This is a genomic window from Frigoribacterium sp. CFBP9029 (assembly GCF_034045305.1).
GTDB lineage: Bacteria > Actinomycetota > Actinomycetes > Actinomycetales > Microbacteriaceae > Frigoribacterium.
In genome coordinates this window covers 35,220-55,882 of sequence record NZ_JAXCWB010000005.1, presented here as the reverse complement: position 1 = coordinate 55,882, position 20,663 = coordinate 35,220, and the positions used below count along the sequence as shown (strand labels likewise).

General features: G+C 73.2%; 19 protein-coding genes. 8 read left to right on the top strand and 11 right to left on the bottom strand.

The genetic code is table 11. The features are described from left to right. Positions 1–192 precede the first annotated feature (192 nt). Positions 193–546, top strand: a complete 354-nt coding sequence (locus SOM11_RS08320; RefSeq protein ID WP_192059071.1) for a PRC-barrel domain-containing protein — start codon at positions 193–195, stop codon at positions 544–546. A 68-nt stretch (positions 547–614) separates the two neighbouring features. On the opposite strand, the gene SOM11_RS08315 is transcribed toward SOM11_RS08320, so the two are convergent. Continuing rightward, a complete protein-coding gene (locus tag SOM11_RS08315) occupies positions 615–2,477 on the bottom strand; it encodes a PIG-L family deacetylase (RefSeq protein WP_320477746.1) in 1,863 nt (620 codons plus the stop codon). Then, positions 2,470–4,779 (bottom strand): hypothetical protein, encoded by a 2,310-nt coding sequence (locus SOM11_RS08310; RefSeq protein ID WP_320477745.1) that lies wholly within the window; start codon positions 4,777–4,779, stop codon positions 2,470–2,472. The genes SOM11_RS08315 and SOM11_RS08310 overlap by 8 nt, the downstream gene beginning before the upstream one ends. A gap of 407 nt (positions 4,780–5,186) precedes the next feature. Here SOM11_RS08310 and SOM11_RS08305 point away from each other — a divergent pair, with 407 nt between their 5' ends. Further along, positions 5,187–6,209: a family 16 glycosylhydrolase gene (locus SOM11_RS08305; protein WP_192059078.1), complete on the top strand. Its 1,023-nt coding sequence runs from the start codon at positions 5,187–5,189 to the stop codon at positions 6,207–6,209. On the opposite strand, the gene SOM11_RS08300 is transcribed toward SOM11_RS08305, so the two are convergent. The 6 genes from SOM11_RS08300 to SOM11_RS08275 all read right to left on the bottom strand — a co-directional run bounded on the left by SOM11_RS08300 (position 6,197) and on the right by SOM11_RS08275 (position 13,030). Continuing rightward, complete coding sequence (locus SOM11_RS08300) at positions 6,197–7,435, bottom strand: glycosyltransferase family 4 protein (protein ID WP_320477744.1); 1,239 nt, start codon at positions 7,433–7,435, stop codon at positions 6,197–6,199. The genes SOM11_RS08305 and SOM11_RS08300 overlap by 13 nt on opposite strands. After that, positions 7,432–8,790, bottom strand: coding sequence for a glycosyltransferase family 2 protein (locus tag SOM11_RS08295; RefSeq protein ID WP_192059082.1), 1,359 nt, complete (start codon positions 8,788–8,790; stop codon positions 7,432–7,434). The genes SOM11_RS08300 and SOM11_RS08295 overlap by 4 nt, the downstream gene beginning before the upstream one ends. Further along, on the bottom strand, positions 8,787–10,553 hold the full coding sequence (locus SOM11_RS08290) for a lipopolysaccharide biosynthesis protein (RefSeq protein WP_320477743.1): 1,767 nt from the start codon (positions 10,551–10,553) through the stop codon (positions 8,787–8,789). Before SOM11_RS08290 ends, SOM11_RS08295 begins: the two co-directional genes overlap by 4 nt. Before the next feature lie 257 nt (positions 10,554–10,810). Beyond that, positions 10,811–11,419 carry a hypothetical protein gene (locus SOM11_RS08285; protein ID WP_320477742.1) on the bottom strand — a complete coding sequence of 203 codons (609 nt, stop codon included), beginning with the start codon at positions 11,417–11,419 and terminating at the stop codon, positions 10,811–10,813. 108 nt (positions 11,420–11,527) lie between these two features. Beyond that, positions 11,528–12,481, bottom strand: a complete 954-nt coding sequence (locus SOM11_RS08280) for an NAD(P)-dependent oxidoreductase (RefSeq protein ID WP_320477741.1) — start codon at positions 12,479–12,481, stop codon at positions 11,528–11,530. A 270-nt stretch (positions 12,482–12,751) separates the two neighbouring features. Then, entirely contained in the window at positions 12,752–13,030 is a 279-nt protein-coding gene (locus SOM11_RS08275) for a helix-turn-helix transcriptional regulator (protein ID WP_320477740.1), read from the bottom strand. 145 nt (positions 13,031–13,175) lie between these two features. Here SOM11_RS08275 and map point away from each other — a divergent pair, with 145 nt between their 5' ends. Then, positions 13,176–13,958 (top strand): type I methionyl aminopeptidase, encoded by a 783-nt coding sequence (gene map / locus SOM11_RS08270; RefSeq protein ID WP_243213927.1) that lies wholly within the window; start codon positions 13,176–13,178, stop codon positions 13,956–13,958. Between the two features lie 34 nt (positions 13,959–13,992). Then, positions 13,993–14,325 carry a DUF3140 domain-containing protein gene (locus tag SOM11_RS08265; RefSeq protein ID WP_192059093.1) on the top strand — a complete coding sequence of 111 codons (333 nt, stop codon included), beginning with the start codon at positions 13,993–13,995 and terminating at the stop codon, positions 14,323–14,325. A 69-nt stretch (positions 14,326–14,394) separates the two neighbouring features. On the opposite strand, the gene SOM11_RS08260 is transcribed toward SOM11_RS08265, so the two are convergent. Further along, positions 14,395–14,952, bottom strand: coding sequence for a CGNR zinc finger domain-containing protein (locus SOM11_RS08260; protein ID WP_320477739.1), 558 nt, complete (start codon positions 14,950–14,952; stop codon positions 14,395–14,397). Between the two features lie 73 nt (positions 14,953–15,025). Here SOM11_RS08260 and SOM11_RS08255 point away from each other — a divergent pair, with 73 nt between their 5' ends. The 3 genes from SOM11_RS08255 to SOM11_RS08245 all read left to right on the top strand — a co-directional run bounded on the left by SOM11_RS08255 (position 15,026) and on the right by SOM11_RS08245 (position 17,482). Next, a complete protein-coding gene (locus SOM11_RS08255) occupies positions 15,026–16,051 on the top strand; it encodes a DMT family transporter (protein WP_320477738.1) in 1,026 nt (341 codons plus the stop codon). Then, positions 16,048–16,773: a TSUP family transporter gene (locus SOM11_RS08250; RefSeq protein ID WP_192059099.1), complete on the top strand. Its 726-nt coding sequence runs from the start codon at positions 16,048–16,050 to the stop codon at positions 16,771–16,773. The genes SOM11_RS08255 and SOM11_RS08250 overlap by 4 nt, the downstream gene beginning before the upstream one ends. Before the next feature lie 64 nt (positions 16,774–16,837). Next, positions 16,838–17,482, top strand: coding sequence for an MOSC domain-containing protein (locus tag SOM11_RS08245; RefSeq protein ID WP_320477737.1), 645 nt, complete (start codon positions 16,838–16,840; stop codon positions 17,480–17,482). A 32-nt stretch (positions 17,483–17,514) separates the two neighbouring features. Here the strand turns inward: SOM11_RS08245 and SOM11_RS08240 are convergent, their stop codons facing one another. Both SOM11_RS08240 and SOM11_RS08235 read right to left on the bottom strand, forming a co-directional pair. Beyond that, positions 17,515–18,651: an AI-2E family transporter gene (locus tag SOM11_RS08240; RefSeq protein WP_192059103.1), complete on the bottom strand. Its 1,137-nt coding sequence runs from the start codon at positions 18,649–18,651 to the stop codon at positions 17,515–17,517. 150 nt (positions 18,652–18,801) lie between these two features. After that, entirely contained in the window at positions 18,802–18,963 is a 162-nt protein-coding gene (locus tag SOM11_RS08235) for a hypothetical protein (protein WP_192059105.1), read from the bottom strand. A 190-nt stretch (positions 18,964–19,153) separates the two neighbouring features. Between SOM11_RS08235 and SOM11_RS08230 the strand changes: the two genes are divergently transcribed. Beyond that, positions 19,154–20,659 (top strand): DHA2 family efflux MFS transporter permease subunit, encoded by a 1,506-nt coding sequence (locus SOM11_RS08230; RefSeq protein WP_192059107.1) that lies wholly within the window; start codon positions 19,154–19,156, stop codon positions 20,657–20,659. Positions 20,660–20,663: the final 4 nt, after the last annotated feature.

The window sequence follows — 20,663 nt, the reverse complement described above, 5'->3', positions numbered from 1 at the left end:
CCGCGATCGTTGCTGACGGGTGGGGATGGGATGTTGCCACTCCACGACGAGGGCGCTCCGTCCAGTGTGACATATCCCCCTCCCCCGGCCGCAAGGCCCGAGACCGTCTTTCTCAGAGGCTGCCGCGGGCGGGGGCGACTAGCGTCGGAGTCGTCGCGGCGGCCCTGACCCCCGTCGACAGAGAGGGACTCCATGTTCGAAGCCGAGAACCTGCGCGACTGGATCGGCATGCCCGTCGTCGACCCGAACGGCGACAAGGTCGGCACGCTCGAGAGCATCTACTTCGACACCTCGACCGAGCTGGCCACGTTCGCCACCGTGCAGGCCGGGATCGTCGGCAAGAAGCTGCTGTTCGTGCCGCTGCAGGGCGCGGTCGTCGCCCCGAAGCACCTCAAGGTGCAGTTCGACAAGAAGATCGTCAAGGACGCCCCCTCGATCGAGACCGACGGCGAGCTCGAGGCGTCGCGGGAGCCCGCCGTGTTCGAGCACTACGGTCTCGCCTACTCGGTCGGCTCGACCGGCGAGCGCCGCCTCGGGCGCCGCTGACCGGCATCCGCCGAACGATCCGACGGGGTCGACGTCGCCACGAGGCGGTGTCGACCCCGTCCGTCCGTTCAGCTGGTCTGCTGCACCCGCAGCTCGGCGAGTCCGACGTTCCGCGTGCTCGCGCTGACCGACGTGGTCGTGAAGGCGACCGACGTCGAGGCGCGCGAGGCGAATCGGACCGTGGTCGCGCCTCCTGCGGCATCGAGGGCCGGCACGGCGACCGTGCTGCCGTCCGAGAAGGTGAGCGTGCCGCCCGTCACGTCGTCGGCGAGGTTCGGGCGATCGTGCAGCACGATCGTGTCCATCGTCACCGGCGTCGACCAGCGGAGCGTCAACGTCACCCCGACGCGCCCCCAGGGCGCGACCCATTCGTTCTGAGGGGCGTCGGGATAACCGCCCGCCACGCCGTCGATCGCCTTGGCGGCGGTCTGCCCGCCCGCCGCGTCGTCCCAGCTGGCGGTGGCGACGGCCCCGGTCGTCACGTCGGTCACCACGGGCGGGGTGACGACCGGCGCCGCCGTCGCCGAGCGCACCACGATCTCGGCCAGCCCGACGTTGCGGGTCGTGCTCGACACCGAGGTGACCGTCAGCACCACGGACGAGGAGGTGCGGGCCGGGAACGTCACCGTGCTCGCCGTCCCGTCGTCGGCGAGCGCCGGCACCGCCACCGTCGACCCGTCCGAGAACGAGAGGGTCGCCCCGGTGATGCGGTCGCTCGTGTTCGGCCGGTCGTGCAGCACGACCTGGTCGATGCTGCGAGCCGACGGCCAGGTCAGGGTCAGCCGGCTGCCGTCTCGACCGCCCGCGGTGGCCCATTCGGCCCGGTGGTCGCCCGGATATCCGTCGGCCACGCCGTCGATCGCCCTGACGGCGGTCTGGGAGTCGGCGGTGTTCTCGGAGCTCGCGGTGACCGTCGCCCCGGAGGTGACGTCGTACGCCGAGAGCGGCGCATGCGGGTCGACCGGCACGGTGACGACCGGCGTGGGCGGCGTGGTGGTCACGGTGCCGACCGTGTACTGGCGGCTGAACCACTCGCGCTCGGACCGGTTCCAGCAGGCGTCCCACCCGCCGCAGGTCGCCGGGTCGTGCTCGGCGTAGCGGAAGAAGACGTCGGCCTTGTCGAGCACCTGCGGCATGGTCAGGTTCGAGGGGCGATCGCGGATGCCGTAGCCCTGATACCCGGCGAACCCGTGCGGTGTCGCGTAGAGCCGCTGGGCGGCGTCGGTCAGATAGCCGACGACGTGGTGGTCGGGGTGATCGCCGTCGTGCATCGTTCCGAGGTGATCGAGCGTGTTCACGTTCGTCGGCTGGACCGCGGTCATCAGAGCCAGGAGCGTGGATCGCAGCGAGGCGAGGGTGTACGACGACGACCCGTCGACGGTCGTGAGGGAGTCGATCGCTCCCGTGTAGAGCGCGGTGAGGCTGGTGTCGTCCGTGCTCGGGAACCCGGCGCCGTCGGTGCCCCCGTCGGGCAGTCGCAGCGAGACGAGCTGCACACGCGGGTCGGCATCGAGGCGGGCGACGGCGACGGCGCGGCCGTCGACGTCGACGTTCGACGTCGTCCACGCGTCGTCGACGTGGAGGATCTCGGCGTAGGCGGCTCGCGGCCCGAGCTCGCGCTCGCGCCAGTACTGCTCGACGTGCCCGCCGTCGCCGGCCGTGACGAACACCGTCGTCACGCAGCGCCCGGCCTGCAGATCGGCCACGAGCGTCGAGCTCTGGAACAGCAGGTCGTCGTCCTGGTGCGCGACGACGTTCAGCGTGGTGCCTGCGCCGCAGCCGGTCGGGGTGAGCGGATGCGGGGCGTGCCCGGTGTCGCCGGCGACGGCCGGTGCGGCGGCGAGGAGGGCGCCGGCCAGCGTCAGCGCGACGACGACCCCGGCGACGGGAGGCGACGACGGACGGCCCACCACGCCGCGCCGACTAGCCACGGACGGCCTCGGGGTCGGCGAGACGGTAGAGCACGGCGGTGGGGCTCGAGTAGACGACCTGCCAGCGGTCGTCGTCGGCGAAGGCCCGCCCGAGCTCCTGGTAGTCGGCGTAGGTCTGGAACCCATAGCGCTCGTCGTAGGCGCCCAGCACGTCCGACACCAGCACGTAGTACTCCGACGCCTGCCAGCCGAGGGCGAACTGGCTGGTGAGCTCGCGCTCGTCCGCGACGGCGTCGTAGTCGGGGCCCGTGTCGGCGTAGCCGCCCAGCGACTCGCGGGGCACGTACTGCACCTCGTCGTACTTGGCCGTCCGTGCGCCCGGGGTCGCGTTGCCGTTGCCCGGCACGAGCAGGGCGGCGCCGAACTCGGCCTCGTCCTCGAAGGCGAGGGTGGCGCGGGTGGTGTCGACGCTGGCGACCCGGTTCCAGTCGAGGGCCGTGTTGCCGAACACGTTGACGGCGACGACGCCGACGAGCGCCACGGCGAGGGCGGTCGTGCCGAGACGGCGAGGGAGGCGGCGGGGCCAGGGCAGCATGACCGCGAGGATGCACAGCCAGGGGGCGGCGAAGAGCGTCACCCGGAAGATGCCCTCGGCGCCGTAGTTGGTGGCGATGATCAGGCTCACCGGGCTGGCTGCGGCGAGCACGAGCGCCCACTGCTGGCGGCTCTTGCGATGCAGCAGGAACGACGCCAGGGCGGCGAGCCCGATGATCACGAGCACGACGGCCGGCAGACCGAACGCGAGCGTGTTGACCAGCGGCTTGCCGAGGGTTGCGCCGTCGTGCACCGGCGGTGCCGCGTTGTCGATCACGTTGCCGGCGGCGGCCGGGACCAGGAAGGTGCCGAGCACCGACCGGTTGGCCAGGGCCCAGACGACGGCGGGCGCCAGCACCAGGAGAGGGGTCCACCACGGTCGCACGAGTCGGAAGACCACGAAGACGCCGAGCGCCGCCGTGGTCAGGTACGGCGAGATCTGGTGCGTGACCGCGAGCGTCGAGCCGAGCACGAGGATGGCCGCGAGCGACCACCAGCCGAGGACTCCGGAGGCGCGGGGCCGGGCCGAGTGGGCCGGGTCGCCCGAGGCGACGAGCTCGCCGGGTGCGGCGGGTCGGCTCGTGACGGCGAACGACGTCTCGCGCGCGGGGCGACCGGCGCCGAGCGCCAGGGCCGCGATGCACAGCGAGAGGACGATGCCGAGCGACTGCGGCGAGAAGTAGATGGTGTTGAGGGTCAGCGTGAGGGCGAAGAGACCCCCGGCGAGCCAGGCGCGGCCGTCGTCGGCGAGGAACCGGCGCGCCAGCACGGTGGCCGCGAGGGCGATCATGGGGGTGATCATCACCGGCCACCAGGTCGCCACGACCATCACGTCGCGGATGCCGGCGACGTCGGCCACCCACGCGACGCCCGAGAACAGACCCGCCCACGACTGGAAGATGTCGCGCCCCAGGGTGACTCCGCCGTCGGCCCGGATCGACTCGATCACGCCGACGTGGCGGGCGGCGCTGACCATCGTCGGGGTGCCGTAGACGATGGCCTGCGACAGGACGACCACGCCGCTGAGCGCGAGCAGCGGCAGAGCGGGGCTCCGGTGCGTGACGAGGGCGAAGACGGTCGCCGCCACGAGCAGGGCCAGACCCGCGAACCAGCCCGGGCCCTCGAGCGAGAAGAGACCGCCGGGGGTGGGGTCGCCCCGCACGAGCAGCGACGATCCGACGACGAGCACCAGGGCGACGGCCGTGGCGAGGGGCACCCAGGGCAGGCGGTCCGCGATGCCGGGCCGCGCCTCCTCGGCGTCGACGGAGTCGGTGACCGTCTCGACGAGGCCGTCGAGTCTCGCCGCGCGGTCGAGGCCGATCGCCATGATCTCGCGGACGGTCGCCGTCGCGAGCAGCACGATCGTCGCCATGACGACCGTGGTCATCGTCTCGGCCGGCTGCCAGACGTGCGTCCGGGCCATGGCGGTGCCGATCAGCACCGTCGCCGACAGACTCGTCACCACGGCGATCAGCGTGAACCGCGACAACCGCATCGGAGCGGCCAGCAGCACGGGGGCGATGCCGAGCTCGAGCAGCAGGAAGACCGGCACCGCCAGCTCGCGGAGCGCCGTCGCCGGCGTGGCGAAGCCGATCCCGATGACGATCAGGGTCAGCCAGACGAGGCCGGCCGCGGCGAGCCGCCGGCCTGGCGACATCACCGCGTAGGCGTCGCGGGTCGGGACGAGGGTCGGGTGACTGCGGCTCGCGAGGTCGGGATCGGCGCTGTCGGGGCGCGCACTCGCGGGGGCAGAGTCAGCTCGGGTCACGAGTGATCTCCAGTGGGTAGCCGCCGACCATCACGGGCGGCGCGCTCGACCGACGGAGCCGTCTGACCCTGGGTGGGGGTCGCCTCGTCGGCGGGGTGGAAGAGCGCCGGGTTCGGGTCGGCGTGATTCGGGTTGCCGCCTCGCCCTCGGGTGTCGGGCGTGGCGGGTCCGTTCAGAGTAACTTGCGCTCTGCTCCCCGCGATACGCAGGGGCCGGACATCGACAGGGTGAACAGTGGACTACGCGTCGACCTCCCGGCGGGTGCCCCTCGATCGGGGGGTGCCTCGTTCGACGGGGTTCGCCTTGACCCGCGCGACGTCGCGGGCGATGATCGTTCGATCGTTCCGACGCGTCGGGTTCACCCGCGCCCGCCTCGGCGACGATCGCTACCCGAAGGAACCGACGACGTGCCGACCACCGAGAGAACCCGAGCGTCCTCTCGACGACGGCGGACGCGCGTCGCCGTCACCACGGTGGTCGTCCTCTCGGTCGTGGCGCTGGTCGGGCTGCCGATGATCGTCCTCGGCGAGGACTCCGGCGCCGTCACCCCGTGGAGCACCGACGGGGCGTCCGCCCCGGTGGCCCCGGTGCCGAGCGACGCGCCGACGTCGTACTCCCCCGCCGACCCGTCCGACACGGGCACCGCGCCTCCGGCGGGCGGGGTGCCATCCGCCCCGCACCTCGACATGTCGGCCGACGCCCCCGGCTCGGCGTCCACCGCCGACACGGCGTCCCCGAGCGGCGAGGCCGCACCCGTCGGCGACCTGCCGGGGTGGAGGCAGATCTTCGTCGACGACTTCGACACCCCGGTCGCCCGTGGGTCGTTCCCCGGGCCGTACGCGGACTCGTGGCTGCCGTACGACGGCTTCACCGACACCAACGACAACGGCACGTACCGGGCCGGCGCGATCTCCGTCGCCGACGGCATGCTGTCGCTCGGCGTCTCGGCCCTCGGCGACGAGGTGACGTCGTCGGCCGTCGTGCCGCTGGTCGACGGCGAATGGGGCGGGCAGACCCACGGCCGTTACAGCGTGCGCCTGCGCGCCGACCCCGTCGAGGGCTACAGCGCGGCGTTCCTGCTCTGGAGCGACGAGAACGACTGGGACGACGGCGAGATCGACTTCCCCGAAGGTCACCTCGACAAAGAGGTCAGGGCCTACAACCACAAGCTCGGCGACCCGTCCGAGAACTCGTTCGACCGCCGCACGGCCGTGCCGTTCAGCGAATGGCACACCTACACGATCGAGTGGGGCCCCGACGAGATCGCCTTCCAGATCGACGGAGTCACCATCGGCACCACCCGCAGCGACATCCCCACGGCGAAGATGCACTGGGTGATGCAGATCGAGACCCTCAAGAGCGCCCCGCCGGACGGCGCGCAGGGCGCCGTCCACATCGACTGGGCCACGATCTACCGCTACGACGGCTGAGCGACTCCCCGGCTGATCTCGCCCTTTCGACGGCGGGTTCGCCGCCCCGGGCCCCGGAGGCGGGCGTGCGCCGTCAGCACGGCCTCGAGAGCGTCGATGTGCTGCTCGTGGGGGAACCCCTCGGCGACCCGGTCACGGCAGCGCTCGCCCAGACCGGGGTCGTCGTGCCGCCAGTCGAGCACCGCCGCGATGCGGGCGGCGAGGTCGAGCGGGTCGGCCGGGCGCACGAGCAGGCCGGCGAACTCGCCCGAGAGCACCTCGGAGACCGCCCCGACGTCGGTGCCGACGGCCGGTCGCCCCGTCGACATCGCCTCGATCAGCACGCGACCGAAGGCCTCGGGCAGATGCGAGGCCATGACCACGAGGTCGGCGGCGTGCAGCAGCGGGACGACGTCGCGCCGGGCGTCGAGCAGGCGGTACGACCCCTCGGGCAGACCGGCCAGAGCGTCGAGCACCTCGGGTTCGACCGGTGCCGGCCCCGCCAGCACGAGCACCGCGCGCTCGGGGTCGAGGGCGAGCCCGCGCCAGGCCTCGACGAGCGTCAGCACGCCCTTCTCGACCGACAGCCTCCCGTAGCTGAGCACCACGCGGGCTCCGGGGGCGATGCCCAGTCCGAGGTCGCGACGGGCGCTCTCGAGCTCCGCCGCGCCTCCTCGGGGGTACTCGTCGGCGGAGACGGCGTTGTGCACCACGGTGATGCGCTCGGGCGAGATCCCGGCGGCGACCCAGAGGGTCTTCATGAACTCGGAGACGGCGACGAAGTGCGCGACCCCCGTCATCACCAGCCGGGTGCGGTGGAAGTTCGGCGCGTGGTGCAGGTGGCAGACGATCGGCAGCCCGGCCCAGCGCGCGGCGAGCTGCGCCCAGACGATCTGCTCGGGGCGGTTCAGCCACAGCACGTCGGAGGCGAGGCTCCGCGCCCGTGCGATCGACGGTGCGAAGCGCCGCAGATCGCGGAGCACGCTCGACCGGTCGACGTCGAACGGGTACGGCCCGATCGGCTCGACCCCGACGGACGCGTACTCGGCACGCTGCACGCCGTCGTGGTGGAACAGCACGTCGACGCGGTGACCGCGACCTACGAGGCCCACGGTGTCCTGCAGCATGCAGAGCTCGACGCCGCCGACCGGTCGCAGCCGCTCGGCGGTCGTCAGCACCCTCAGGGGCGTCGACGACCCGGCTCGCGGTCCCGTCCGACCCGTGCGGAGCCGAGGAGGCGCGGTCACGATCGCACGGCCACCGGCGCATCGGCCGGGCGCACGGCGATCGCACGTGCGAGTCGCCGGCTCCGCAGGTAGGCGAGCGGCCCCTTGGGGTAGTCCCGCAGCTCGTTCAGCACGAGCGACCGGGGGTACTCGTCTTCGAGTCCGGCGGGGCGGCTCTCGGCGGCGTCGGACGCGCCTCCTCCGATGCGGGAGAGACTCTGCGCCGCCATCGACCGCACGGCGAGGGGCAGCTGCCAGGCCAGCCCCGCGATGTGACGGCGGTCGCCGAGCACGAGCGAGGTGAGCATGGCGGTGAAGCCCAGCCCGTTGCCCCGCAGCTGCTTGAGCAGCTCGTCGGTGCCGCGACGGTGACGGTGGTGCACGATCGCGGCCGGTTCGTAGGCGATGCGGCCGCCCGTCCAGAGGACCCCGATGAACGCGGCGAGGTCCTCGCCGCCGCGGGCGGGCGTGCCCGTGCCGAGGGCCAGGTCGAAGCCGCCGATCCGCTCGAGCGCGCTCCGCCGGAACGACATGTTGGCCCCGGCGCCGTACGCGCCGACGCCGTAGACCGCGAAGCGGCGCACCACCTCGCCGTCGTCGACGACCGTGATCCGCGCCCCGCGCACCAGGCGCGACGCCGGGCGTTCCGCGTCGAGCACGAGCGGTCGCCAGGTCCGCTCGCCGCTGAAGCCGCCGTAGTAGCGCTCGAACCAGATCTGGGCCGGGGTGTCGAGCTCGGCGGGGAGGATCAGACCGGTGACGGCGTCGACCCGGGGGTCGTCGACGAAGCGCTGGGCGAGCTCGCGCAGCCAGTTCGGCTCGACCCGCACGTCGTCGTCGGTGAAGACGATGATGTCGCCCCGGGCCGCGGCGACGCCGGCGTTCCGCCCGGCCGAGATGCCCTTGCGGGGCTCGTGGATCGCACGGACCCGGTCGCGACCCGCCACGAGCCCGGGCAGGACGTCGTCGGACGGGAGCACGGGCCGGTTGTCGACGATCAGGAACTCGACGTCGGGGTAGTCGACGTCCGCGAAGCCGTCGAGCATGAGCTCGAGGTCCTCCCGCCGACCGACGATCGTCGACACGACGACGGTGACGGCGGGGAGGCGGTCGTCCGGGAGGCGCGGCGGGCGCGACGCCTCGTAGCGGACCGAGTCGTCGCGCAGATCGGTGAGCGGCGTCAGGGCCGTGCGCGCCGCGGCCGGGTCGTCGGTGAGCATGACGTCGGCCACGCCGACGGGGAGACCCCGCCAGGTGCCGAACACCATGGCCGAGTCGTACCGGTCGTCGGCCACCAGGTCGGGGAGCGGCTCGGCGAGGTCGAGGACGACGACCCGGCGCGGGGCCGGTTCGACGACCTGGGGGCGGCGGGTCATGAGGTCTCCTGGTCGTGGCGTGATCGGTGCGCGGGCATGGCGGCGACGGGGTCGTCGAGTGCTGGGTCGTCGAGGGCGGGAGCTTCGGGTGCGGGGGCCTCGGGTGCGGGGGCCTCGGCTGCGGGGGCCTCCGGTGCGGCACCCGCGGCGTCGTCCGCGACGTCGACCTCCGGGGGGCGGCGGGCGGCGGCGAGACGGCGGAGGAACCACGGCAGGCAGGCCAGCGCGACGATGCAGCGCCCGATGTTCCATTCGAGGGTCTGCGGCAGCGCGATGGTCGCCGCGGCGACGACCACGCTCGCCAGCACGGTGAGCAGGAGTCCGACCGGGGCGCCGTGCCACGCGACGCGCTTCGGCAGGACGACGAGCTGCAGGCCCGCGAGCACGGAGTAGGCGATGACGGTCGCGACCGCCGCGCCGAGGATGCCGAGCGGCGGCACCAGCAGGAGGTTCAGGCCGACGTTGGCCGCCGCCGCGACGCCGGTGATGACGCCGAGGGTCTTGGCCCGCCGCTCGATGGTCAGCAGGCGGCCGCTCGCGCCGCCCGCCGTCGCCGGGTAGGCCGTCAGCGCCACGACGAAGACGACGATGGTGAGACTCGACGGGTCGAAGCTCGCCGGCACGAGGATCGGCATCGCGAAGGGGGTCACGAGAGTCAGGGCGACGATGATCGGGTTCAGCAGACGGTAGATCTCGTTGCGCGCCGTCATCGCGAGCGCGAACCGGGCCGTCTCGTCGCGCATCTTCGCGAAGTGCGGCGCCCACGCGCTGTTGGTGAACGAGAGCAGCAGGATCACCGACGAGCCGACCACGTACGCGACCTGGTACTGACCGACCGCGTCGGGGCCCATCAGCCGCTGCAGCACGATGCGGTCGCCGGCGTTCAGGACGAAGTACGCCAGGCTCGCCAGGGCGAGCGGCACGCCGAACGAGAGGGCGCGCTTCGCGACCGGCCCGTTCACCAGACCGCCGATCAGCGGGCGGGTGAAGCAGAGCCCGATCACCATGGCCAGAGTCTGGCTGATGACGCTGCCCCACGCGTAGGTGAGCGCGCCGCCGCCGAGGGTCAGCAGCAGGGTCAAGCCGATCGCCTGGCCGCCCACGGCCGACACGATGCTCGTCGTGGCGAACGCCCGGAAGCGGTCTTCGGCGAGCAGCAGGGCGAGCATCACCTGGACGGCAGCCGACGGGGCCGCCCACAGCAGGACGACGAGCAGCAGGTCGTGCTCGCTGCCGAAGCCGAGCGCTCCGGCCCAGAACGGCACGGTGAGAACGGCCGCCGCGGTGGCGACGAACGAGATGACGAGGCCGACGGCGACGAGCCCGCGGGCGTTCCGGGCATCGCCGTCCTCCGCGTGCTGCAGGACGAGCGCCTGGTCGAGACCGAGCAGCGCCAGCACGCTGAGCACCTGGAAGATCGCCTGCGCGGTCGAGAAGGCGCCGAAGTCGGTGACGCCGAGCAGGTGGGCCAGCACCGGCGAGACCACCGTGCCGACGACGAGCTGCAGCGACCAGATGATCACGTACAGCAGGCCGCGCCCGAAGAGCCGCGACTGATCCGGGTCGGCGGGGGCGGCGTCCGGGCCCGGCGACCCGATGCTCCGGGTCGGGTCGGCGACCGGCGGCGGGTCGAAGACCGGCATTCCGGCCACCGGCGACGCAGCCGACGGGCGCGGGTCGGGTTCGGCCGCGTGTCGGGGCGAGGTCGGGGGCAGCCGGGTCTCGGCGGGGTCGTCGGGTCTCTCGGGCGGGGCTGACCGCATGGGTGGTGTCCTGTCAGGTTCGGGTCCTGGACGCAGCCTGCCGGACGCTTCGGGGCGCGTCGGCGTCGTCGACCGGGCCGAGGGGTAAGCGAGCCTGGTCGAGCGTCGAAGACTGAAGCTATCTCATGGTCGAGCGTCGGACAATGCCGCGTCCGGGGTGCGCGAGCGCCGCGTGGCGGCCCGCTCACCCGGTCTCACCCGCGGGCGCCCTGACTCCCGTGCGACCCCGCTGAGCTGCGGGTCAGCGGATCGTCGGGTCAGCGGATCGTCGTGACGACGTCGACGAGGCTGGGGCGCGCGGGGGCCGAGCCGAAACCGAAGCGCACCGGCGGGCTGAGCGGCGCCAACGGCCCCAGGTCGTCGCCCGCCCGCGTGGTCACGGCCGCCGAGACGTCGCGGACGAGCGTCACGCCGTAGTACTCGCGCTTGCCGCCGCCCGCCGAGCCGGCCGTCCGCGCACCCCGGACGAGCACCCGCGCGACCGGATCGATCAGCCGGAGCCACAGCGGCTCGGTCGCGACCCGTCGCGGCACGATGCGCATCAGCATGCCGAGCGGCGACACCGCGCCGACGGTCAGCCGCACGGCGAGATCGCCGGCGGTCACCGCGATGCCGCCGTCGACGCGCCGCGTCTCGACCGGCACGACGCGCACCTCGTCGAACGTGTAGGTCGACGAGACGTAGTCGGCGACGGCCTGCGAGGGAGCCAGAAGGAGGCGGTGGCCGGTGACGTCCTCGATCATCACGTCCGTGAAGCGGCCGAGCGGCGAACGTTCCCACATGCCGATCACGACACGCGTGCCCGAGGCGGTGCCGATGCCGGCGATCCGACCCTCGAAACGGGCTGCAGACGCACGACGACTCATGCGGGCGACGGTACGCCGTCGTCGCCGGGGCCGCGCCGTCTTCGCGAGTGCCGACCCGCGCCTCCTACGGGGCCGCGTCCTCGGGGACGGCACCGCGCCTCCTCGGAGTCAGTACCCGGCGTCGACGTCGACGACTCCGACGGGCTCCTTCGCCGCGGCGAGCGCCTCGATGTTCGCGCGGACGCGCTCCTGGAAGAGCGGCTCGGTCATGACGTCGGTGTTCGCCTGATGCGGGGTGATCAGGGCGCGCGGCTCGTTCCAGAGCGGGTGACCGTCGGGCAGCGGCTCGGGGTCGACCACATCGAGCCCGGCACCGCCGATGGTGCCCTCGGCGAGCGCCGCGACGAGCGCGTCGGTGTCGACGAGGGGCCCGCGCGCGATGTTGACGAGCACGGCGGTGTCTTTCATGGCGGCGAGCCGCTCGGCGCCGATCAGGCTGGTCGTGCCCTCCGTGAGCGCCGCGGCGACGACCACGACGTCGGCGTCGGGCAGCACCTCGTCGAGGCGATCGGTGGTGACGGTGCGTGCGGCGCCCTCGACCTCGCGGGCGGTGCGGACGACCATCGACACCTCGACGTCGAACGGCTGCAGCAGCCGGAGCAGCTCGGTGCCGATGCCGCCCGCCCCGATGATCAGCACGTGACCGCCGTTCAGCGAGATGCCGCGCTGCGTCCGCTCCCACGACGAGGCGCGGGCCCGGATCTGCAGCGACCGCAGCGTGGCCAGTGTGAGGGCGAGCGCGTGCTCGGCGACGGGCGCGCTGTAGGCGCCCTTCGCACTGGTGAAGACGAGCCCGTCGCGGCGGGTGGCGCGCATGGTCTCGACGTACGCGTCGACCCCGGCGCTCGGCAGCTGCACGACGGCGACCCCGGGGTGCTCGTCGACGGCGCGGCGCAGCTCGGCCTGGTCGACGCGGCCCGCGACGACGATCATGCGGGTCTCGTCGCCGAGCTCGACCTCGCGGGCGCCGGTCTCGGCGAGCGCGCGCCGGGCCGGGGCCGCTCCCCAGGCGGCGGCCTCAGGGGCGGCGGCGGGCAGGATGGTCACGGCGAGATCGGTCATACGTCAACCTACCGAGCCCCGCGCCGCGCCTGCCCGCTGCCGCCGCCGCCCTCCCCCGTGTGTGCAAATCGCGACCAGATCCGGCCTCACGCGGCCAGAACGGGTGTTTCACAGAGTGTGTGAACGCGCACAGGTCGGGTTCGGCCCGCCGAATCCACCTTGCCAGGTCGGGTTCGGCATAGGCACCGCCTGGCGAGGTCGCGATCCGCACACGCCTGCCACCGCCGAGGTCGCTATCCGCACACGACAGCCCAGCCGAGGAGGCGCGGCTCAGGAAGCCGTCAGCGCCGGTTCGTCGAGTCGGCCGGGCGAGCAGGCCTGGGCCCAGACGACGTCGAGCGACAGCCCGAGCACACCCGCGATCGCCGCGACGGTCGCGAACGACGGGGTCGCGATGCGCCCGGTCTCGACCTTCCGCAGGGTCTCGGGTGAGACGCCCGCGGCGGTCGCCGTCTCGAGCATCGAGCGCTCGCCGCGGGCGCGGCGCAGCGTCGCACCGAGTCGGCGACCGCGCTCGACCTCGGCGGGGCTGAGAGGGAGTCGGACCATGCAGCCGATAGTAGTACCGGTACGACATGGCCGGTATAGTTATCGCCAGCCGCTCGCCCGCCACACCCCGCACCCCGCACCCCCAGACCACCGCACCCCGCACCCCCCGCACCCCCAGACCACCGCATCCCGAAAGGCCCCCCGCGTGATCGAGATCCTCACCCCCGACGAACTCCGCCGAGCCCGGCGCACCGGTGCGCTGGTCGGCGACATCCTGCACGAGCTGTCGGGGCGCGCCCGGGTCGGCACGAACCTGCTCGAGATCGACCGGTGGGCTCGCGAGATGATCCTCGAGGCCGGGGCCACGTCGTGCTACGTCGACTACGCGCCGTCCTTCGGGCGGGGTCCCTTCGGGCACTACATCTGCACCGCGGTGAACGACGCGGTGCTGCACGGGCTCCCCCACGACTACGCGCTGGCCGACGGAGACCTGCTGACCCTCGACCTCGCGGTCGTGCTCGACGGCATCGCGGCCGATGCGGCCGTCAGCTTCGTGGTGGGCGACTCCCCCCAGCCCGAGAGCGACGCCCTGATCGACTCGACGCGCCGCGCCCTCGCGGCCGGCATCGCGGCGGCCGGCCCCGGTGCTCGCCTCGGCGATCTGTCGGCGGCGATCGGCGCGGTGCTGAGCGCCGACGGCTACCCGATCAACGTCGAGTTCGGCGGCCACGGCATCGGCTCGACGATGCATCAGGACCCTCACGTGGCGAACACCGGTCGCGCCGGCCGCGGCTACAAGCTCCGCCCCGGTCTGCTGCTCGCCCTCGAGCCGTGGATCATGGCCGACACCGACGAGCTGGTCACCGACCCCGACGGCTGGACGCTCCGAAGCGCGACCGGCAGCCGCACGGCGCACACCGAGCACACGATCGCGATCACCGAGACCGGCGCCGAGATCATGACGCTGCCGGCGCACCTCCGCGCCTGAACCCCCGGGCGCCCCGCGGGAGCAGCATGGGCGCATGACCGACCACGACGACAAGGCCACGCGCGACGAGTTCGGCGACGCCGTCAACATGACCGCCTCCGAGCTCGAGCGCTGGCTCGACACCGACGAGTCGAAGGAGGTCGGCCAGAAGACCGACGGCCACGAGTCGACCGGTCACGCGAGCGGTCGGCGCATCGTCGGCATCCTGAAGAAGAAGCAGGCCGACTGCACCGACGACGACTACGCCCACATGCGCAAGGTCGTCGGCTACGTCGCCCGCCACTCGAAGCAGCGCCCTGACGGCGACGTCACCGACACGCCCTGGCGCTGGTCGCTGATGAACTGGGGCAACGACCCCCTGAAGTAGTCCCGGCTCCGTCAGGGCGGGTCGGGCCGAGCGGACCCGACCGGGTCGACGGGAGCCGAGGAGGCGCGGCTAGGCGCCGTCCGTCGACTGACGGGCCCGGAACGCCACCATGTTCATGCGGTTGCCGCATCGGACGCTGCAGAACCGCTTCGAGCCGTTGCGCGACAGGTCGACCAGCACGCCGTCGCAGTCGGGCGCCTCGCACGCCCGGAGGCGCCCGACCTCGTCGGAGCGGATGACGTCGACGAGGGCCAGCGCCGCCTCCACGCGGATGCGCACGGCGAGCGGAGCGTCGTCGGCCGTCGCGTGCACGTGCCAGTCGAAGTCGTCGTGCCGCACGAGGCGCGGTGTCGCGTCGGCGGCGGCGAGCAGGGCGTTGACCTCGCCGACCATGGTCTCGCGATCGAGCGACCACAGTCGTCGCAGCTCGGTCCGTGCCTCGTGCACCTCGCGCAGCTCGCGCTCGTCGTGGTCGATGCGCCCCGAGAAGCCGCTCTCGGCCAGCAGCCCGCCGAGCTGCTCGATCGTCGCGAGCTCGTCGGCACCCGACCTCGACGCCGAGGCGGACGTGTTGAGCAGCACGACGTCGAAGGCGAGGACGTCGGTCGTGTCAGGGGCGAAATGCAAGTTGACTCCTTATCCGCAGACACCCTAGCGTCAGGACCACCACCTCCTCCAGCCCCTGACCAGAAGGCGTCCCATGTCGCATCACCCGACCACGCGGGGCCTGCTCGTCGCCCTCGTCGCCGCCACCTCGTTCGGCGTCTCGGGCGCCCTCGTCAAGCCCCTCCTCGAGGGCGGCTGGAGCCCCGCCGCGGCCGTCACCATTCGCGCCCTCGTCGGCGGTCTCGTGCTGGTCCCCTTCGCCCTCCGCGCCCTGCGCGGTCGCAGGCGCACCCTCTGGACGGCCCGGTGGCGCATCCTCGGCATGGCCGTCGTCGGCGTGGTCGGCACGCAGGTCTTCTACTTCGCAGCCGTCCGGCGCATCCCCGTCGGCACCGCGATCCTGATCGAGTACATGGCACCGCTCCTCCTCGTCGCGGTCGCCTGGGTCGTGACCCGTCGCCGACCGGCCGCGGTCGTCCTGATCGGCGCCGCCGTCGCCGCCGGAGGACTCCTGCTCGTCGTGTCGCCGAGCGGCGGCGGTCGTCTCGATCCCATCGGCCTCGCCTCGGCGGCCGTCGCGATGGTCTGCTGCGCCGCCTACTTCGTCATCGCGGCCCGACCGACCGAGGGGCTCCCTCCCGTGGCGCTGGCCTGCGCCGGGCTGCTGCTCGGGGTCGTCGTGCTCGCGATCGTCGGGCTGGCCGGCCTGGTCCCCTACACGGCGTCGACGGCACCGGTCGAGCTCTTCGGCGCCACGACCGCGTGGTGGGTCCCGATGCTCGCCGTCGGCGTCGTCGCCACCGCGATCTCGTACGCGGCGAGCATCACCGCGACCACGATGCTGGGGTCGCGACTGGCGTCGTTCGTCGGCCTGCTCGAGGTCGCCGCCGCCGCGCTGTGGGCGTGGATCCTGCTGGGCGAGTCGCTCACCCTCCTGCAGGGGCTCGGCGGCGCGGCGATCCTCGCGGGGATCGCCTTCGTGCGCTCGGATCGCGAGGGCCGACCTGAGGACGCCGTGGCCGAGGCCGCGTCCGACATCGGCCCCGTGCCCCAGGCGGCACCCGCGCCCGCCGTCGGCACGCCGGACGCGGCTCCCCCGGGGGCTAGCGTGGAACGGTGACCCCGTTGACCCTCGGCCTGGCCGCCGCCGCGATCATGCTGGGGGCGCTGACCCAGCGCATCTCGGGGATCGGCTTCGCCCTCACCGCCGCGCCCCTGCTCGTCATCGTGCTGGGCCCCGAGGCCGGCGTCACCGTCGGCAACGTGCTCGCCGCCGCCCTCGCCGCGGTGCTGCTGGCCCAGACGTGGCGCACCGTGCGGTGGCGGCGCGCCCTGCTGCTCGTGGCACCGGCTCTCGTCGCCGTCCCGATCGGGGCGTGGGTCGTCCGCACCGCCCCGACCGGGCCCCTGACCGTCGCCGTCGGGGTGCTCGCCCTGGTCGGCGTGCTCGTCATGGCGTTCTCGTCGACAGTGCGGCTGCTGCCCGGCCCGGGAGGCGCGGTGGCGGCGGGCGCGCTCGGCGGCTTCATGAACGTCACGGCCGGGGTCGGCGGCCCAGCGCTGACGGTGCACGCGACGAGCGAGCGGTGGTCGCGCGACGTCTTCGTGGGCACGGGGCAGGTGTTCCTCCTCTCGGTCAACCTCGCGTCGGTGCTGTCGAAGGGCGTGCCGTCGGAACCCTGGGGAGTCTGGGTCGGCGCCTTCGCCGCCCTCCTGATCGGCGCCGTGGCCGGCCACCGCCTGAGTCGGCACGTGTCGGCCCGCGTGGGGCGCATCCTCGTGCTCGTGCTCGCCGCGGTCGGCAGCGCGGCCGCGGTCGTCCGGGGCGTTCTGCTGCTCTGAGGGTCGAAGGCGGATGGTCTCGCGGCGCTTGTCGCCGGGCCGCCCCGTGCGGCAGCATGGCGTCATGCCCTCGCTGACCGCCGTCTGCCGCGTCCACGCCCTCCTCGACGACTCGGGCTCGGTGGGCGTCACGGCCATCGACAAGCGACCCGTCGACGGCCCGGTCGAGGTCAAGCGGCTCGGCGTCCGCGGCGACGTCCAGGCGAGTCGCGCCCACCACGGCGGCCCCGACAAGGCCGTCTACGCGTACGCCGACTCCGACGCCGAGCACTTCGCGGGGATCCTCGGCTACGAGGTGACTCCCGGGCTCTTCGGCGAGAACCTGCGGGTCGACGGGCTCGACGTCACCGGCGCCGTCATCGGCGAGCGCTGGGCCGTGGGCGAGACGCTCGTGCTGCAGGTGACCATGCCCCGCACGCCGTGCGCGACCTTCGCCCGCCGGCTCGGCGAGAGCGGCTGGGTCAAGCGGTTTCAGGCGGAGGGACGCCCCGGCGCGTACCTGTCCGTCGTCAAGGCCGGCCCGATCCGGGCGGGCGATCCGATCGAGGTCGTCTCGCGCCCCGCGCACGGGGTCACCATCGGCGACGTCTTCGCGGGTCTCGAGCCCGAGCAGGCGTCGGCGCTCCTGGCCTCGCCCGCGCCCCGGCTCAGCGAGATCGTGCACGGCCTGGCCGAGAAGGCGCTGACCCGCGCAGCCGTCGGCGCCTGACCAGGCCGACCCGCGCCTCCTCGGCCCCGGGGTCAGACGCGCTGCTGCCGCGGTACGACGACCCGCTCGAAGACGAGCACGCCCGCCGTCGCGATCGGGATGGCGACGAGCGCCCCGAGCACGCCGCCGAGGGCCCCGCCGCCGAACGCCGCGACGATCACGAGGGCGCCGGGCACCGCCACCGCCTTCGACATCACCCGCGGGGTCAGCACGTACGCCTCGATCTGCGCGTAGACGAGCAGCACGACGCCGACCACGAGCGCGGTGACGGGCGAGACGGTGATCGTCGCCGCCACGATGACGGCGTACGCGACGACCGTGCCGACCACGGGGATCAGCGCCCCGAGGAACGCCAGGGTCGCGAAGAGCACGGGCACGGGGCCGCCGGCGATCGACAGCACGATGAACACGAACACCGCGTTGACCGCGGCGAGCACGACCTGACCGGCGACGTAGCGGCCGACCGACAGGAAGATCTCGTCCGAGATGTCCATCACGCGCTCGCGGTGGCTGCGGGGCACGGCCCGGCTGAGCGAGCGGAGCATCTGCGGCAGGGTGATCGCGAAGTACAGCGTCAGGATGGCGACGACGATGACCGCCGTGATCGCCGAGGTGATGCCCTGACCGACGGCCAGGATGCCGCCGCCGAGCGCGAGCAGCTGATCGGGGTCGAGCAGGTACGACGACACCGCGCCCACCGCGTCGTCGATGTCGAAGTCGAAGCCGACGGTCTCGACGGCCTGCTGCACCCACGGCTCGCGCGACAGCTGCTGCAGGGTGGCCGGGGTCTCGCGGATCACGTAGCCGATCTGCTCGACCAGAGCCGGCACCACGGCGGCGACGATGCCGACGACGACCCCGATCACGAGCACGACGGCGACGACCACCCCGACCCAGCGCGGGGCGCCCGCGCGGACGAGTCGGCGGACCACCGGTTCGAACGCCAGCGCGAGGAAGAACGCGAGCCCGATGTACACGAGGATCGTCGACAGCGCCATCAGCGAGACGATGATGCCGACGCCGAGTCCGCCGCCGAGCGTGGCGATCAGACCGAAGCGGAACGCCCCCGTGCGACGGGCGGGGTCAGGAGGCGCGGGGTGCGTCGCGCCCGTCGGCCCGGTCGCCGTCGCCGAACGACGGACGGAGCGGGCGCGTGAGGAGAGAGCCATGCGACCATCCTGGCGTGCCGCCGCGGCTGGGGGCCGCCGGCACCGGGGGCCGCCGCGGCCGGGGCCGCCGGGCACGACACGGCCCCGCCCGGTCGCCGGCCGCAGCGGTGTGCGGTCGAGGCCCGAGCGGGGCCGGTGGTGCGGGTGTCGCTAGTTCGCGGACCCGTCGGAGATCTCGCTGTCGTCGCTCTCCTCCGAATCGTCGACGAGGCCGGGCTTCGAGCCGTCGGGCAGCCCTTCGGTGCGCTTCGCCTGCTCGTCCGTGATGTCGGTCGATCCGTCGGGGGCGGTGGTCTCTTCTGGTGTGCTCATGTCCGGGACGATACGCCGCGACTCCGGGGTCGTGTCCACCGAGAAGATGCAGACCATGAACTATTCTCGGCGGGCTCGGGTACCATCGATGCTTCTGGCCGTCCGGTCTCGGCGACTCCCCTGCCGCACGTTCGCGCCTCCTCTCCTCCTTCTGCTCCTGTCCGGCCCCGCGCCGCACGAAAGGCCCCTCATGACCGACGCCACCGCCCGGGCGACCGCCCCCGCGCCCGCCATCCCCCGGCAGTCCTGGCTGGCCCTGGTGGCCCTCCTGCTGGGCATGTTCATCGCGCTGCTCGACACGACGATCGTCAACGTCGCGCTGCCGACCATCCGCACGACGCTCGACGCGTCGGAGGCGACCCTGTCGTGGATCATCTCGGGCTACGCCCTCGCCTTCGGCCTCACGCTCATCCCCGCCGGCCGCATCGGCGACCGCATCGGGCACAAGTGGGTGTACTTCACGGGCGTGCTGCTCTTCACGCTCGCCAGCCTCGCCTGCGGCATCGCGACGAGCGATGTCCAGCTCGTGGTGTTCCGCGTGGTGCAGGGTCTGGCCGGCGGCATCTTCGTGCCCGCGGTGACGGCGTTCATCCAGCTGCTGTTCCCCGGTCGCTCGCGGGGCAAGGCGTTCGCGATCATGGGCGCCGTCATCGGCGTCTCGTCGGCCCTCGGGCCCATCATCGGCGGGCTGATCATCCAGGCCTTCGGCGACGAGAACGGCTGGCGACTCGTGTTCTTCGTCAACCTGCCGTTCGGTGTCATCACGCTGATCGCGGCGGCCATCCTGCTGCCGAAGCGCGACGAGTCCGTGCCCCGCCCCGACAAGGGCCTCGACGTCGTCGGCCTCGTGCTCGTCTCGGCCGCGTTCGTCGCCCTGCTCGTGCCGCTCATCCAGGGGCAGGACGAAGGCTGGCCGCTCTGGACGTACCTCACGATCGCCGCCGGCCTCGTCCTCCTCGCCGCCTTCGGGCTGTGGGAGGTGCGCTACACCCGCTCCGGTCGCACCCCGCTCGTGCCCCCGACGCTGTTCTCGCACCCCTCGTTCACCGGCGGCGTCGTCCTCGCCCTGGTCTACTTCGCCGCGTTCACCAGCATCTTCTTCACGATCTCGCTGCTCTGGCAGTCGGGCCTCGGGCACAGCGCGCTCGCCTCGGGCGCCGTGGCCATCCCGTTCGCGGTGGGCAGCATCATCAGCTCGTCGCAGAGCAACCGGATCGCCCAGCGCCTCGGTCGCAACGTGCTCGTGCTCGGCACCGCCCTGGTCGCGATCGGGCTCGGCTCGATGTGGATCATCCTGATGCTCACCGACGCCGCCGACCTCACCAACTGGCTGCTGCTCGTGCCGCTGCTCGTCGCGGGGCTCGGCAACGGGTTCTTCATCGCTCCGAACGTGCAGTTCATCGTCGCCACCGTCGACCCCCGCGACGCCGGCTCGGCCAGCGCCGTCATCTCGGCGATCCAGCGGATCGGCTCGGCCGTCGGCATCGCCATCATCGGCAGCGTGCTGTTCGGGTCGCTGCCCGGGGGCCGCGAGCTGGCCACGGCGGCCGGTCGCGCCACGGGCTTCACGGACGCGGCGGCCGCGGCCATGGGCGTGAGCGCGGCGTTCGCGGTGCTCGCGTTCGCGCTGGTGTTCGCGCTGCCGCGCCGGGTCGACCAGCACCGCGGGGCGCCCAGCGCGCCCGACGCCGGCTAGCCGC